Annotated in this window: 14 protein-coding genes; 6 read left to right on the top strand and 8 right to left on the bottom strand. The window is 36.1% G+C overall.

The window, feature by feature from the left end; translation table 11 throughout:
* Positions 1-43 precede the first annotated feature (43 nt).
* Positions 44-535, bottom strand: coding sequence for a primase-like DNA-binding domain-containing protein (locus BK583_RS16730; protein WP_055735581.1), 492 nt, complete (start codon positions 533-535; stop codon positions 44-46).
* Between the two features lie 57 nt (positions 536-592).
* Here BK583_RS16730 and BK583_RS16725 point away from each other — a divergent pair, with 57 nt between their 5' ends.
* Both BK583_RS16725 and BK583_RS16720 read left to right on the top strand, forming a co-directional pair.
* Entirely contained in the window at positions 593-997 is a 405-nt protein-coding gene (locus BK583_RS16725) for a hypothetical protein (RefSeq protein WP_055735582.1), read from the top strand.
* Positions 998-1,237: 240 nt separating this feature from the next.
* Complete coding sequence (locus tag BK583_RS16720) at positions 1,238-2,440, top strand: FRG domain-containing protein (RefSeq protein WP_055735583.1); 1,203 nt, start codon at positions 1,238-1,240, stop codon at positions 2,438-2,440.
* A 238-nt stretch (positions 2,441-2,678) separates the two neighbouring features.
* On the opposite strand, the gene BK583_RS16715 is transcribed toward BK583_RS16720, so the two are convergent.
* The 6 genes from BK583_RS16715 to BK583_RS20860 form a co-directional block, all read right to left on the bottom strand.
* On the bottom strand, positions 2,679-3,302 hold the full coding sequence (locus tag BK583_RS16715) for a uridine-cytidine kinase (RefSeq protein WP_055735584.1): 624 nt from the start codon (positions 3,300-3,302) through the stop codon (positions 2,679-2,681).
* A gap of 3 nt (positions 3,303-3,305) precedes the next feature.
* The gene (locus BK583_RS16710) at positions 3,306-4,250 is read right to left on the bottom strand and encodes a DMT family transporter (RefSeq protein ID WP_055735585.1); all 945 of its coding nucleotides are present in this window, start codon (positions 4,248-4,250) and stop codon (positions 3,306-3,308) included.
* Between the two features lies 1 nt (position 4,251).
* Positions 4,252-5,436, bottom strand: coding sequence for a nucleoside triphosphate pyrophosphohydrolase family protein (locus BK583_RS16705; protein WP_055735586.1), 1,185 nt, complete (start codon positions 5,434-5,436; stop codon positions 4,252-4,254).
* 1,506 nt (positions 5,437-6,942) lie between these two features.
* The gene (locus BK583_RS16695; protein WP_055735588.1) at positions 6,943-8,235 is read right to left on the bottom strand and encodes a PQQ-dependent sugar dehydrogenase; all 1,293 of its coding nucleotides are present in this window, start codon (positions 8,233-8,235) and stop codon (positions 6,943-6,945) included.
* Between the two features lie 1,059 nt (positions 8,236-9,294).
* Positions 9,295-10,410, bottom strand: coding sequence for an RNA-guided endonuclease TnpB family protein (locus BK583_RS16690; RefSeq protein WP_055735590.1), 1,116 nt, complete (start codon positions 10,408-10,410; stop codon positions 9,295-9,297).
* A gap of 3 nt (positions 10,411-10,413) precedes the next feature.
* Positions 10,414-10,584, bottom strand: a complete 171-nt coding sequence (locus tag BK583_RS20860; protein WP_160319275.1) for a hypothetical protein — start codon at positions 10,582-10,584, stop codon at positions 10,414-10,416.
* A 72-nt stretch (positions 10,585-10,656) separates the two neighbouring features.
* On the opposite strand from BK583_RS20860, the gene BK583_RS16685 reads away from it, so the two are divergent.
* Entirely contained in the window at positions 10,657-11,430 is a 774-nt protein-coding gene (locus BK583_RS16685) for a hypothetical protein (protein ID WP_055735591.1), read from the top strand.
* Between the two features lie 96 nt (positions 11,431-11,526).
* Here the strand turns inward: BK583_RS16685 and BK583_RS16680 are convergent, their stop codons facing one another.
* Positions 11,527-11,772, bottom strand: a complete 246-nt coding sequence (locus BK583_RS16680; RefSeq protein WP_139366202.1) for a hypothetical protein — start codon at positions 11,770-11,772, stop codon at positions 11,527-11,529.
* Between the two features lie 412 nt (positions 11,773-12,184).
* On the opposite strand from BK583_RS16680, the gene BK583_RS16675 reads away from it, so the two are divergent.
* The 3 genes from BK583_RS16675 (at position 12,185) to BK583_RS16665 (ending at position 15,379) form a co-directional block, all read left to right on the top strand.
* Positions 12,185-13,492, top strand: coding sequence for an ABC transporter substrate-binding protein (locus BK583_RS16675; RefSeq protein WP_055735593.1), 1,308 nt, complete (start codon positions 12,185-12,187; stop codon positions 13,490-13,492).
* A gap of 82 nt (positions 13,493-13,574) precedes the next feature.
* On the top strand, positions 13,575-14,516 hold the full coding sequence (locus BK583_RS16670) for a carbohydrate ABC transporter permease (protein ID WP_206698866.1): 942 nt from the start codon (positions 13,575-13,577) through the stop codon (positions 14,514-14,516).
* Positions 14,517-14,527: 11 nt separating this feature from the next.
* Positions 14,528-15,379, top strand: coding sequence for a carbohydrate ABC transporter permease (locus BK583_RS16665; RefSeq protein WP_038477329.1), 852 nt, complete (start codon positions 14,528-14,530; stop codon positions 15,377-15,379).
* The last annotated feature ends 49 nt before the right edge of the window (positions 15,380-15,428 follow it).

Here is a 15,428-nt window from a genome sequence, read left to right as displayed (position 1 = left end):
TATATCGCAAAAAAAATCCGTTAAGCATATGCTTAGCGGATTTTTATTCGGTCACTACCGCCTCACTATCCCACAGTACTTTGATTTCTTTGTAAATTGATTTAATTTTCCCCTTATTTGTTCCGTTGTAATTCGAATCGACCCAGGGGGAAGGAGCGCCATTCCGATAGGGCTTATCGAGTCCATATTCAAAGATAAGCGGTTCATCGGTATCCATCTTCGTTCCTGTTCGTATATTCGTTTTATCGGCACCGATGTGATTATCCCAATTGCCATCTGCATCAATAATAGGAGAGAGTTGATCAAAGAATGTCCGTTGACCAATAACGGTTCCACTTGGGTTGCTACGTTCAAACCACTTTACATACAAATCATAAAGGAATTGCTTTGGTATCAGGTCCCATTTAAACTCTTCGTTTAATTCATTCCAGAAATCGAGGATAGGGTTATTCTTCTCTCTATATTGATCTAGGAGATACGCTGAGGCTTGTGGGACGATGAATTCATCAAACTTGAGCGATAAGGCTTTAAACAACACATACTCCAGCATTTCTTTTCTCGCTATATAATCACTCTTAATATAAGACTTCTCGTGGCTCAATTCGTCAATGCGCTTGGTTTCTCAGTTGGAAATTTATCACAAGGAGATGTTGTTTTACTTCATGGTGCTGAACAGTTAGCCCCTGGGATTAAACAATATGTTCGTGATGTGTTTGATCAGCTAAATGACAACGGGGTCAGCGTGGTTTTCATTTATAACAGCATAGACCGAATGCTTACTGACCGTGGTTTTAACCAATTCGAAAGCTCTGATTATACGCTGCTCGGTGGGATGACTAAATCGACGATTGCGGATTATGAAGACCTACTTAAACAAGAAGTTCCGATTGCATTAAAAACACTATTGGAGCACAAAGAGAAGTGTCGATACTATTTGCGTCGAGGATTTGACAATTTGGTCTTTTCAAGTGATATCCAAATGGGGTTTAAATGTTAAACCTGTTACGTAATATGTAATATGTTTACTTAACTGAATTAGTAAAACAAAGCCTTTTCCTAATCTCACAGGAGAGGCTTTTTTGTTTTGCTGGTACTCGCTTTAGTTGTGTGAACTTTTAATTTATAATTAAGTGAAAGAAGTAGTTAAGGCTACTCTGTTGGTATTTTATTTTTGGTTATAGAGATAGTTTTGGTTGTTAAAAAAGAATAGTTACTATTAATATATGAGGTGGGTTCATTGAAAAAAAGAGTTGAAATCAACACTATTCAGGAATACATATCGGCTTTAGAAAACTTGGACGGTGATAAACATTATTTTAGAGGTGAACCGAGTATAACCTACGAAAAAGTAATGGCTTCTGCGTACAGACCACATAATTCTTTATTCACAGAGAAAGAGGTGTATATAGAATATCAGAAAGCATTAAACGAATATTTTTTAGAGATAGCTCATGATATTTCTGAAATAGAAAGAGATAACTTCATGCATTATGCTCAACATCATGGACTACCTACACCTCTAGTCGATATTACATCTAACCCAAGCACAGCATTATTTTTTGCAACTAGTTCAAATTTTGAAGAGAATGAAGCGAGGGTGCATGTTTTCGACAAGAGAAGATTTCTTGATTTTTCTAAATTTAAAAAGAAAGATAAAATGACTTTGAACGATTTTTATTTTAATAACGATTTTACAAAATACTTGTACATTACTATGAGTAAACTTCCTAATGTTATTAAAGATCAACTTATAATAGAATGTGCGGAAAATTTATCTGCACAGGAACATGTGTGGAAGAATCAAAACTATGATGAAGAAGTTGGTAAGTATCTAGAATCTACAGTGAGACATGCTTTAAATGAGGCCTTAAAGTCAAATAATGATTTTTCAAGTGTAACCGTAGGGGAAATCATTAATCAATTTGATAAATATTTTAATTATGATCGTTCTTATATTAATGATGAAAATACATACAAGCACACATTTAATTCTCCAGGCAGCCCATTTCCACACTTAGTATTAGAACTACCTTTTAAACACAACAGTCTAGATAAGAAGACAATAATTACTTTAACATTAATTAAAGTTCAAATTATGTTCCTACTAGAAGATCTATTTTCAAGGGGAGGTACACCTGAAAGATATTTAAGTTTGAAAGATCGTTTTGACATTGTATTTCCACTTATAGTGGATCATCCCGCGATGAGATCAGGAAGAATGAAATCTCAAGAAGGAACTTTTCTTTTTCAACTTACTCATTATGCTATAGATTTTCCTAGATACATTAGTTTTAGTAAAATTGAAAGTGACATTGAATTCGTGATAAAAGATAAAGAAAAAGTCTTCAGAACCTTAGATAGAATGGGGATTAATCAGAAAATTATATTCCCAGATCACGACAACATTGCAACGTTTTTAAAAACAAAACATTTAATGTAACCGATTGCCATTTTTTTAACTAACCGGTGCAATATGAGTATATCTTCTATAGGGAGAATTTTTATTAGGGAGGAGAATGTTTGTTGCTATAAACGATTCCTTTAGGGATTGGTCTTGCTATTGGTCTTAGGGGATGTTAGTTAAAGAAGACCAAAGAAAAAGCACTCTAATTCGAGTGCTTTTTTTAAATCTTTTGGATTAAGATCCACATTTGAACAGGGCTTAGTCCAATCCTTTTCTAAATGTCACACGCGGTAGGATTTCTTCTCTCATTCAATGTGAGTACCAATTTATGCGCAATATCTAGAGAAGTACTTTCATCTTGCATGTCTAGAACTATATCTGATGTTAATTTGTTTGGTTCAATGTAATCATTATGCATCTTTTTGACCGACAGAAAATACTGTTCAACTACACTTCGCAACTCTCTTCCTCTATCAGTTACATCTCTAAGCACCCTTCTTGCAAGACGAACATCTGGTTCTAAATCTAAAAAAATTTTCAAATCAAACATATTGTTCAAAGCTTTTATGTTAAATAAAAGAATACCTTCGACTATGATATATTTCTTCGGAAAAAATTCCTCATAGTGCGTCCTTGTGCTAGTGATAAAGTCATAAAAAGGGATATCGGAGCGTTTCCCCTTCTTAAACTCTTGCAAGCAACGGAACAATAAATCAGTATCGTAAGCTTCAATTCGGTCAAAATTAATCGAGTGCAGTTCACTCCCAACTGGATTCTTATAAAATCTGTCCATACTCAATACACAAGCATCAGTAAAACCTATTTTACGAGCTAATAACTCAGAGAACGTTGATTTGCCTGAGCAACTTCCTCCTGATATACCTATTAAGTATGTCATGAGCTATACCTTCCTTTTTAAAACCAGCGGATCATATTGTCCATTAAGGTTTTTGGCTTTTTTCTTGAAATTAAATTGAACTAAGAAGGTGCCAACACAAGTTAGAACGATTCCGATGATTTCAATTGTTGAAACCCGTTCCCCATAGAAAATCGCAACCATTAATGTTATTTGTATAGGCATCGTATTTGTCGTAATGCTTGACTCAGCTGCGGTTAGTTCTCTCAAAGAAATGTTCCAGAGTGTAAATGCAAAAGCAGTATTAACAACTGCTAGCCAGATTACCAGAGACCATTGGTTAAACCCAAGGCTCGGCATCGTTTCTCCAACTGATAGACTGGTTAGGGAGAGCAGTGCGGACCCAACAATCATGCTCAAACACGTTATAACGACTGCTGGGATCTTTTTTGCCCTATTTACACTCCGACCTAAAAGACTTGAAACAGCATTGAAGAATACTCCTATTAAAGCAATGGCCAGACCAAATATACTCAAAGTTAAATTACCATTTGGAATGAAGAATATAATGATTCCCGTTACGTTTATTGCAATACCAATCCATTTCTTCATTGATAATTTTTCAGATAAAAAAGTCCAGCTCATTAGAGCTACTAGCACAGTCGTAAAATTTAGTAAGAGAGTAACCATTGAAGCTGGAAGGTGATCTAAAGCGACAAATTGAGCACCTTGTGTGAACGTATAGTGTGTAAGACCCAAAATTGCAATTAAAATCCAATCTTTCCTGGACAAATTTTTTATGGCAAAGAGGTTCTTTTTAAAAAACAAAAATGGCAGTAAGCACAGGCTAGCTATTCCATACCTCAGAGCAGCATATATTAACGGAGGAATGTCTTCTAAACCATACTTTATAAAAACCCAAGAAGTCGACCATAAGAAAGTAACAAATATGGCAATGAAGATGGCTTTTGTGTGGTTACTTATTTTCATGTTACCACCATGCTATTGGCTCAGAACCAACTTCAAGCGGTTTAATGTATTTATAAGCTTCAATTGGTTGCTTTATCAAATCAATGTCATAATAACCACCTGTCTTGATAAATTTATCTCTGATAGAGTCCTTAATGTTGTCTCTTTTCTCGTTTCCCTTATGAATTCCATGGTGGTCAAATGAGAACTCGGGTTGTAAAAAAATAAAGTAAGAGCCCTCTATAGGAGAGTATCTCGGATGGTTTTTTGGATAAAAAGAAGCAAAGGTTGTAGTGAAAAGTCTCACACCATTAAAAGTAAATTGCCAGTCACTATGATCTATTTGCGTTTGCATAACGTTTTCTCCAGTTGGGTCAAAGGCAGATAGGTTATCCATCGTATTCTTCAAGACCGAACAAAGTCCGTCAAAACTGTCCTCTAGATTAGAATTTTTAATTTCAAATACATACCCATCTAACCCTTCCGCATCCGCAGCCTTTGTAAACCTTATCAATGAAGGAAGGCTATTTTGAATGTTTCTTTCAAAACTCAACATTTCATCCCATTCATAATTACCCCAAACTTTCGCAGTCCTCGCAAAACTGCATTTTGTATTAAATACTATACCTTGGAAGTTTTTCAGAGAGGGTTCAGTAATCGGATCATGTGCGATATCAAACCTGTTTTTATCACGATGAACAGATTTTTCTAGAACTTTATCTATATTTTTAAATAAATTAATATTGTGATATTTAGAGATTATGAAGAGCTCTCTATGTAATTTCGATATTTCACAACCAAGAGTCATCACTGTTTCTGTTTTCTTTTTCTTTTTGTCTCCCTCGTAATGGTTGATAATGCGTGAAACTTTCCCTGAAGCGATGACAATATTTAAGAACATATCTTCAGCGGATTTCTCTTCAGAATTTAAAATAGATAGTTCATTTATTGCTCTAGGTAATCCCACCTGTTTGTACTCTTCATCTAATCTGTTTAAGTACTGGTTCGATATACAAGTAGATATCACAAAAATATCCGCTAATTCCATTGCCAGCTCTTCCATATCTAACTCTGGTTCTAATAAGATTTCTGCGAGTTCTCCCACCTCTTCATTCAATCTTGCCAATGCAGATATGGATCTCCAGTAACCACCCAGGCTTCTTATATGCTCGTCAATCCTCAGTTGATAGTCTCTTATATTTTCCACACACAATCCTCCTAATTTTTGTCGTTTCAGTTAAATATTTTAACATATTAGTGTAAAAATTGTAATTTATTTATTAAGTGTGTATTTTATAACAGATTCTGGATAAGTGAACATGGTTTGATTATATGTATGAAGCTTCAATTAATGGGTAGTCGACTGGCTACTTTTTTTCTGTTTAAGTGTGGATGGTGCGATACTCATCACTGAAATGGATAAAAGCATAGCTCGTGATGAGCTATGCTTAACTTGTCGGTGAGAGACCAGAATTATCGAAAAAGATCTCTTTTATTTGATAAAAAGAAGGGAATTCTATAATCTTCAACCTTCAAGATAGAACTCTTTTTATTGCTAATTTCTTGCCAAAAAAGTCTTTGAATTATTAAATACGTTCGCTCAGATAACGGTGGTTCAAAGAAAGAAAAAAATATGCTTATTATGACAAAACCTACGATTAAAATTACAAAAAATATAATTACTATTAAATAAAAGAGATGGCTCGCCTCTTCATAAGCTGACGTATAGCTAAATACAGTCAACATGAGATTTGTTAAGAATATGGATACAGTTAAGATAGAGCTTGTTAGAACGAGATGTACAATCGTTTTTAATGAAAATCTGTTCTTTTCAATAAGTATTCTATCTAGATAGGGGAGTAGTTGTAGTTCAATTTGTTCCTTAGTGATTCCTTTATTGGTTATCCAGCTTTTTATTTCAATTTGAGCTATATGCTCAGTGACTTCATAAAATTTCTCGTTATGACCATGGGGATATAACTTAACGATCTTTACCATAAAACGCTTCAATGATAAAGAAAGGATGAACAGTACTGACGGGAAAAGAATTATACCTAAGGAAACTTTAAGATCGAGTGCTATATTCATATTCATAATTGCACCGCATACTAAAAAAAAGAGAAGTAATATGACCAAAAAGAAAAAACCATGACAATAAATTGCTTTTTGTTTATCTCGTCTATGTTTTTTAGGTAATTTTTCATCCCCCTTTATAAAAATATTGTACCAACGTATACGTTTTTGCAGTTTTTATGCTAAACGATCTAATTCTCGAAAATAGTTCACAGGACACCTCGATAATTTTTTTATTCCTCAATGGTTCTATCGGATGTAATGTTCCTGTAATTCACCCACCTTGATACAAAGATCGCTGAGTGGTATCTACTATAATACATCATTCGAGGAATGAGTCCTTTTAAGTGTGTGGTGTTTAAAAATAAAAACCCCAACAAACACTGTTTGTCGGGGTGGTATTGTGATTTTGAATTAAATGGATGTCGGTTCAAAGTACGCCGATTATCTAATTTCATCTTCTTATCTGACTACTCCTGTGAGGTTCTATTCTACGACTTTCTTAGCTAAAAAAAGAAGCAGACATTCATGGATTTCCATGAACACCTGGCTTCTTTACTATTTTCAAGCACCTTACGTTAATGACATCGACATATAAGGTTAGGTGCTTTTAGAGAATAATAAATGATTCAGCGTCACCTTAACCTGCTGCAGCAATCTTATAAATCTTACCGCCATCAGTGATGGCAATAAGTGCGCCATCCTCCGTTACAAGAATATCACGGAAACGTTCGCCTTCGTCAGTTAGTAGGCGTTCTTCTCCAACGATGAGGTCATCTTCAATCACGACACGTGCAATATAGCTTGACGCTAAACCACCGATGAACAAGTTGTTCTCCCATTCAGGAATGGCGTCACTATCATAGAATGACATCCCACTTGGTGCACTTGTTGGATCCCAATAGTATCTTGGTTCAACAAAGCCTTGCGCTTCGTGTTCTGAAATACCATCATTAATTAATTCACCACTGTACTCGATCCCATAGGAAACAATTGGCCAACCATAGTTATTACCTGGTTCAATAATATTCAGCTCATCCCCAGCTTGTGGACCGAATTCAACAATCCACAAGTCTCCTGTTTCAGGGTGGAAGTCCACACCTTGAATATTACGGTGACCGTAGCTGTAAATACCATCTAATGCATCTTCATCTTCAATAAATGGATTCGTATCTACTGCTTCTCCATCTTGTGTAATGTGAATGACTTTACCGAGGTAAGCATCTAAGTCTTGTGCACGTTCGCGAATTGGATCATCTGAACGTTCACCAGTTGTTAAGAACAGGTTGTCTTCATCGTCAAAGATAATACGTCCACCATAGTGTAAGTTACCTTCATATGCTGGTTCTGCTTGGAAGATTACTTCAAAATCTTCAAGTGAAGCTTCGTCGTCTGATAAAACACCTTTACCGACAGCCGTTACAGTACCACCTTCAATATCTTGAGCAAACGTCATAAATACTAATCTTGATTCGTCAAAATCTGGCGCAATGGTTACATCAAGTAAACCACCCTGACCTTCGCTATTTACTTCTGGTGTACCTTCGATTGGATCTGAAACAGAGCCATCTTCAAGGTCCACAATCAGAAGTTCTGCTGAATCTCTTTGCGTAACAAGTAAGCGATTTGTATCAAATTCTTCCATACCCCAAGACACGCCAAGACCCTCAGCAACAACTTCCACATCAAGTTCTGCTTCAGTCTCTACTGCAGGTGCTCTTGTTTGTTCTGGAAAAGCTGGTTCAAATTCAGTAACTTTTGGTTCAGACTCTGCACTTTCATCAGCGCCCTCGTCAACACTTTCTTCTGTATCAGCATCCGAGTTATCCGTTGATTCTTCGTCTGAAGTATCACCATTTCCACATGCTGCCAAAGTTAATACAAACATCACCATTGTAAAGAACATTAATCTTGACCACGAAACTTTCGTCATTGTTTTTCCTCCACGTTTCAAAATAGTAAATTGGCTATATGATCTGAAAGTCATAACCTGTATTTGATACTGAGTTTCAAGGGACTGAACTTTACAAAAAGAAAACTCCTTTGAAAATAACACTATCAATACTATACCCAGATGACAAATAATCAAACGAATGTTCTTAAACAATGCCAGAAAAAAGCATCAGCAAGATGCCGATGCTTTAACACTTTTAAGTAATTTGTGAGATTCAAGCTGATTTGCACCAACTTGAACCAAAAACCCTCTCTGCTCCATAGAAGCAAAGAGGGTAAACATTGATATAGCAAGTATATTAACGTTTGTAAATTTGTCTGAAAAGATAAAGCTACTTGATGCAGAAGATGAAATTCCTTTTTTTGTGATTTATTTATATAGTTTCTTAATTCCTAAGTTGAAGTCCTTATATAACTATGCTTCAACTCAGTTTTTAGCTGAAGAAAAAAAACAATTCTCAGTAAAGATAGGTCTAGAAGTTATCGAATCAATAATTAAACACAATCAATTGAATATGAATGACGTTTCAGCTTTATATAATACAAGTTCAAAAACAAATAAGAAAATCCAAATAAAGTGAAACTAAAATATGAATTCTTACTTATCATGTTTTACTTTGAAGATATTTTCCGTGTACACCTTCGTTTAAAAATAAAAACCCCAACAAACAGTGTTTGCTGGGGTGGTATTGTTAATTTATACATGATCACTATATTAGCTCTTGGATAACAGGTTACAAATGCTTGAGGAAAAAAATAGCGATAGTCTCTTAGTTAGCCGGAAACGCGGGCTCATTGCTTGGGTATGCCGATATTTTATCTGACGATACGGGAATTATTGGCTGGCTGATCAACACTCTAGATTTAATGACCTTTTAGGATTCACTAAATCTGAGTTTGCGTCTGTTAAATTTACAGTGCTTCTATCCTCATAGAAAACAACTACGCTTGTTCCTACCCAGTAGTGCTAATGAGCTGGGCTCTCCTACCTTGAGGTGGTGGAACGTAAGGACGGTTGACTTCGCCCCTACCGCAAGAGCTATACTCCTGCAGTAACTACACCAATCTGTTTCATTCCTATTTGATGTAGATTCATAGCACCAATACGGTCATCATTTGATTGGTATTGACAATTTTTACATTTAAAAATGAGTAGCTTTTTATTTCGATTTGCTTTCTCAATGTGTCCACATTTAGGACATGTTTGGGATGTATACTTCGGATCAACTACAATTACTTTCTGCCCATTTAATTCAGCCTTATACTCAAGCATCAGGCGAAATTGATAAAATGCCCATGACACAGACACATATCTATTTTTCACACGTACTTTTTTAGTAGCCGAACGGACACCTGTTAGATCTTCTAAAATAAACAGTGTACCTCTCGGATATTGATTAACGATTGCCTTTGTCGTTTGATGATTTACATCTGTGACAAAACGGCTTTCTCTTGAACCAATTTCCTTTAACCGCTTACAAGCAGAAGGTGTCTGTCTCATTTGTAGTTGTTTACGTATAGCTTTATATTGACCACGCTTATGTTTTATAACACCACCACTATAAAAAGTAGTCTTCCCTTGACTATCGTAAGTAGTCGCTAAGAAATTAATCCCTAAGTCAATACCCACTATGTTCGTCACTTCCGACGTATCTAACACTGGAAATGCTTTAGTCATCGGTATGTGCAAAAACCATTTTTTATCTTTACTCACTAATTTAGCCGTGCCGAATTTCCAAGTACCATTAAAGTATTTTTTCATACCTTTCCGCTCATAGTTTAGCTTTAGCCGACCACCAAGTGTGTTTACAATAAATTGATTTTGAGTTAGTGAGTAATCGCGTTTCCATACAAGATCAATTAATGGACGTTTAAATTGAACTAAAGACCACTTGTGCTTATTCGACTTATTAGACTTGTACGAGGCGACGACGGTTTTTATTACAGATTGAGCCATTTGACTTTTTAAATTAAACCGTTCTCGTAAACTCGAATAATGCAACTTATTAAGGTAAAATTTATCTAAACATTTCGTCTCAAATATATATTTAGATAACCAATTGCAAGCTTTTTGATAAGCATCACGTGTCAGAACCAACATATTTACTTGTTCATCAGGTACATAGATTTGTACTTTTGCATAAATTATAGTCATGTGTTATTCCCCCTCCATGTTTTTAATCAAGTTCTTCATCGCCCGGCTTGCCGGGAAGGTTTGTTGTTTTTTATTGTTACAACTTCGTTGAGGTATTTCTATCTTTCCATGACTAAAGCTAGTTTCAGCCTTCAATAAGGTAAATTCCCCCATTAATGCTGTTTTTTTCTTCACAAGTCCTCTTATAAAGTCGATAGTAATGTTGAGTGGAATGTTGACTTAATTAATTGAGGGGGAGTTAATCCAATGATTAAAAAGATAAACGGTTTAGTGATACTCACAACGATTACTGCTCTATCGCTTTTAGGGGCGTGTGGTAGCGAAGAGAATTCTAGCGAGGTTCAAGCGAATGAAGGACGACAAGACTATTCACCAGAAGATTTCAAGAAGATAAGTGATGGCTTTGAAGAATATTCTGTTTGGATAGAGACTAGCAATACGCCATCGAGAGAAAGTTCTATTCGTGCTCTTTTTGTTTTTTCAGATGAAAATTTAACAAGTTACGGTAATATTAATGACGAGGATAAACTGACACTTGAGGAAGTTAATGAATTAACCGATGATGAGTTAATCAAACAAGTCGAAAAACATGCAACAAGAATAAGTGAAGGAGAGTATACATTAGATATAACTTTAGATGAATTTGGTCAGAATACAAAAGAAATCTCTCTTATATTAGAAGAAGATTACAACCATATAATAACTTATGATTTAAAATCTTTGTATTGGGAAAGCGGTCTCTCAAGCGAAGTAGAATACATAGCATCCTTGGAAGAAAAAGGAGATCAATTTGAAGTTAATAATGAGGACATCACATTCACATCTATTGAGGACGAACCAAAAAATTTACTTACTATAAACGGAGGGATGATCTCCCAAAGAATATTTGATACAACATATTCAGGATTAAGTATTGGCGAACAGACGGCGTTACTATCACGTGTAGATGAAGGATTTATTGGTTTCGTAATAGATAGTCCAGATACTACTAATAATCGTGTAACAATTGAAGGGAAATAAGATGTTTTGCATCATAAAAAAAGAATTGCACTCGATAAGCCTGGAAAGGTTAATTTTTCTAAAGAGAAAAGAAAGTATCACTAAAGGTACTTTCTTTTACGCACTTATTTTTTCTAAATAAATAAAATTCCTTGTGTCTGCGCTTATTGCATCCACCGCTAGTTGTTCATACCCGAGATCATCTTTATCTGGCGCCTCAATGTTTACTAATTTAATAAATTCTTCTTCTCTCTCATCATTGAGAATACTAAATGTATTTTCATCACTGATTCCACTTATACCCATTAGCACCGCATTCTCTTCCAATTCACTGGTGTCCATTTCCGAATACGTAGGTTTCACATTCTCTTTCTCAGCTACCTCTGGTCAGGGTCCTTAGGTTCAGGGATGGCATCAGCAGCATCACCGCATGCAGTCATAATAAATGCAGATAATAAGCACGAAAAATAGAAGTGAATGTCTTTTTAATTTGTTTGTTTTACGCATATGTACACCTAACCAATCAACAGTTTAGACGATGGATCATGCCATTCTGAACGTTCCGATAAAAAAGGTATTGCTAAATAGAAACCTGCCCTATATAATTATTTACGAAAGCGGTTTCGTAGAAGTCTTACAGCGAATATTACTTAATAAGTAGTTACAGTTGTATGTAGACATTCTTTGTAAGCGCTTAATTAAAACTCTTTTCCGAAAGCGCTTTCTGGTTGTCTTTTATGCAGTACTCATTCAATGATTAGAGGGGGAAATGGCAATGAAAAAATGGTTCATTTACAGTGCAGCACCTTTGTTATCAGTTTCTTTATTGGCAGCTTGTGGAGGTTCAGACGGTGATGATGGCGGTAGTAGTGAAAGTGTAGAAGGGGAAACAACGAGCGAAACGATCGGTTCAGGGGATATTGAATTGGTTTTTTGGGAGTTTGGAAATACTGGATATGATAAATTAATTGAGGAATATGTAGAAGAAAATCCAGACATTACCATTAATCTTCAAAATAGCGATATGAATGATATGCATGATAATTTGTTTACATCGATTTCTGCCGATACTGGCGCACCTGATATCGCGATGATTGAGGAAGCGCAAATTGAGCGGTACCGAACAGCGGAAGATTCATTCAACAACTTATATGACCTAGGCGCTGGAGATGTTCAAGATGAATTTTTAGACTGGGTCTGGAACAATAGTGAAAGTGCGTCTGGTGATTTTGTGTTTGGTTTGCCAACAGATATTGGTCCGACCGTTATGTTTTATCGCACAGATGTGTTTGAAGAGGCAGGTTTTGACTCTTCGCCTGAGGCTGTTTCTGAATTAATTCCAACGTGGGATGCTTATGAAGAAGTGGCTGTGCAAATTTATGAAGAAACAGGAAAGCTTATGACGGATGCAGGTGAGCTTATTTACAATGCGAGAAGAGACCAAGCCTCCCAGCAATACTTCAATACTGATGAAGAGTTAATTATAGATGATCATCCAGAAATACGTGAAGCGTATGACTATACAGCTGATTTCTTTGATCAAGACTTAGCAGGAGATATTCCGCTATGGACACCAGAGTGGTTTGCAGGTATGGCTGATGGTTCTTATGCAACGATGCTTGCCCCAGCTTGGATGCAAGGGGTTATTAAAGACAATAGTCCTGAAGAAGGTATTTGGTCGATTACAACGATGCCAGAAGGAGCAGGAAACTGGGGAGGATCGTTTTTGACGATTCCAAGTGAATCTGAGCATGCAGAAGAAGCATATGCGTTTATTTCGTGGTTAACAGCTCCAGAGCAACAGCTAAAATCATTTTTAGATTATGGATTGTTCCCTTCAGCCCCAGCGGTGTACGAGATGGACGAATTCATTAATTATGAAGATGCATATTTCGGTGGAATTCCAACAGCACAAGTATTCTCAGAAGCAGCTCAGCAAGTTATTCCTGTTTATAAAGGACGCAACTACTATTCGATTGATGATGTCATAAAAGAAGCAATAGATAACGTATCTGCTGGTGATGATCGCGATGAAGAATGGTCGGCTTCTTTAGATACGATAGATCGTATTTTAGCCCGTTAATCTTTGCGATTTTAGGGTGGCTCTCATGTTAATGAGTCATCCTTTTTACTACTCTTAAAAAAACCAGTAGGGAGGTTTAACGTTGAAGGCAGCTCAATCAACTCAAATAGACCCAAACATAAAGCCAAAAGGCAATCGAGAGAAAAGACGTACAGCATTAGCTGCGTACTTCTTTGTTTCACCATTTTTTATTTTGTTTTTAATTTTTGGGCTTTTTCCGATGGTGTTTAGCTTCTACTTAGCTTTTTTCCGGTGGGATGGACTTGGAGAGATGACGTATGTGGGTCTAGCAAATTTTCAATTTATTTTCAATGATCCTGTTTTTTACTCCTCTATTCTAAATACCTTTATTATTGGTCTATTAGGAACGCTACCACAAATTATCTTCGCTATATTAATTGCCTTTGCTTTAAATTCGGCGTTAATAAAGTTTAGAAATACATTTCGCACGATTATTTTTTTACCATACATTACGTCTGTCGTCGCAGTAGCGATTATTTTTGGAGTCGTTTTTAACAACCAGCCCTTTGGTTTTGTGAACTATCTTTTAAGCTTAGCTGATATTGACCCAATCAGATGGAATGCGGAATATTGGCCAGTGAAACTAGCAATTGCAACAATGGTGTTTTGGCGTTGGGTTGGATACAACACCATAATCTTTTTAGCAGGTATGCAAAGTATTCCGAAAGAATTATATGAAGCTGCCAAAATTGATGGAGCGACAATTAGTCAGCAAATACGTTTAATTACATTGCCGATGTTAAAACCAATTACACTTTTTGTCGTCTTTACTGCAACCATCGGAAGCTTGCAATTATTTACTGAACCACTTATCTTCCTTGGTCGTAATTTAAGAGAAGAAGGTATTACAATGGTTGCTTACTTATGGCGGGATGCGTTTGTCTATAATTCATTTGGCACTGCTTCTGCAGCGGCAATTGCTCTATTCTTTATTATTATTGTATTAACAGTTGTGAATTTACTTATTACAAGTCGAATGGGACGGTCTAAAAAAGTCGGATAGGAGGTTAGGCAATGGGAAAGGAAAAGAATCATGGGAAACGAAAATTTTCTGTTCAAAAACTGTTTGTCTATCTATTTTTAATTGCTGGTTCACTCGCGTCCCTGTTTCCGTTTTATTATATGTTTGTTATGGCAACTCGTATTAACCGTGAAATTAATCAAGTGCCACCTCCATTTACACCGGGAGCAGATTTAGTATCAAACTTTCAAAAAGTCCTAAACAACATTGATTTCTTTGGGGCAATGTGGAATAGTTTTTTTGTCGCAACCGCTGTTACGGTTGGGACGTTGCTATTGTGCTCTCTTGCTGGATATACATTTGCGAAACTTGAATTTAAAGGAAAAGCCTTTCTCTTTACAGCTATATTGGTAACGATGATGGTACCACCACAGCTCGGTTTAATCCCGCAGTATTATATTATTACGTCCTTAGGATGGTTAAATGATTTTAAAGCAATCATCATCCCAGGACTTATTAACGCATTTGGGATCTTTTGGATGAGACAATATATTAAAGAAGCCGTACCATTTGAAATTATTGAAGCGGCTCGAATTGACGGTTGCTCGCATTTTCGTACCTATTGGAATATTGTTGTACCAACCGTGTTGCCAGCGTTCGCAACATTAGGCATTATTGTGTTTATGACCGTGTGGAATGATTTCCTTTGGCCACTAGTAGTACTGAGAGATCCATCTATGCAGACTCTACAAGTAGCGCTTCGTTCATTAAATGATGCTCGTCAATTAGATTATGGTATGTTAATGTCAGGAACATTTTGGGCAACGGTTCCGTTACTAATTGTCTTTCTACTCTTTAATCGCTTGTTTATTCAAAGCTTGTCTGAAGGTGCAGTTAAGAGTTGAGTTGTAGGAGGCTGGCTATTTGTCAGCCTCAATCATGGAGGTGAAAAGT

The organism is Shouchella oshimensis, assembly GCF_002019765.1.
Classification (GTDB): Bacteria; Bacillota; Bacilli; order Bacillales; family Bacillaceae_D; genus Shouchella; species Shouchella oshimensis.
This window is presented reverse-complemented; position numbering and strand designations above follow the sequence as displayed.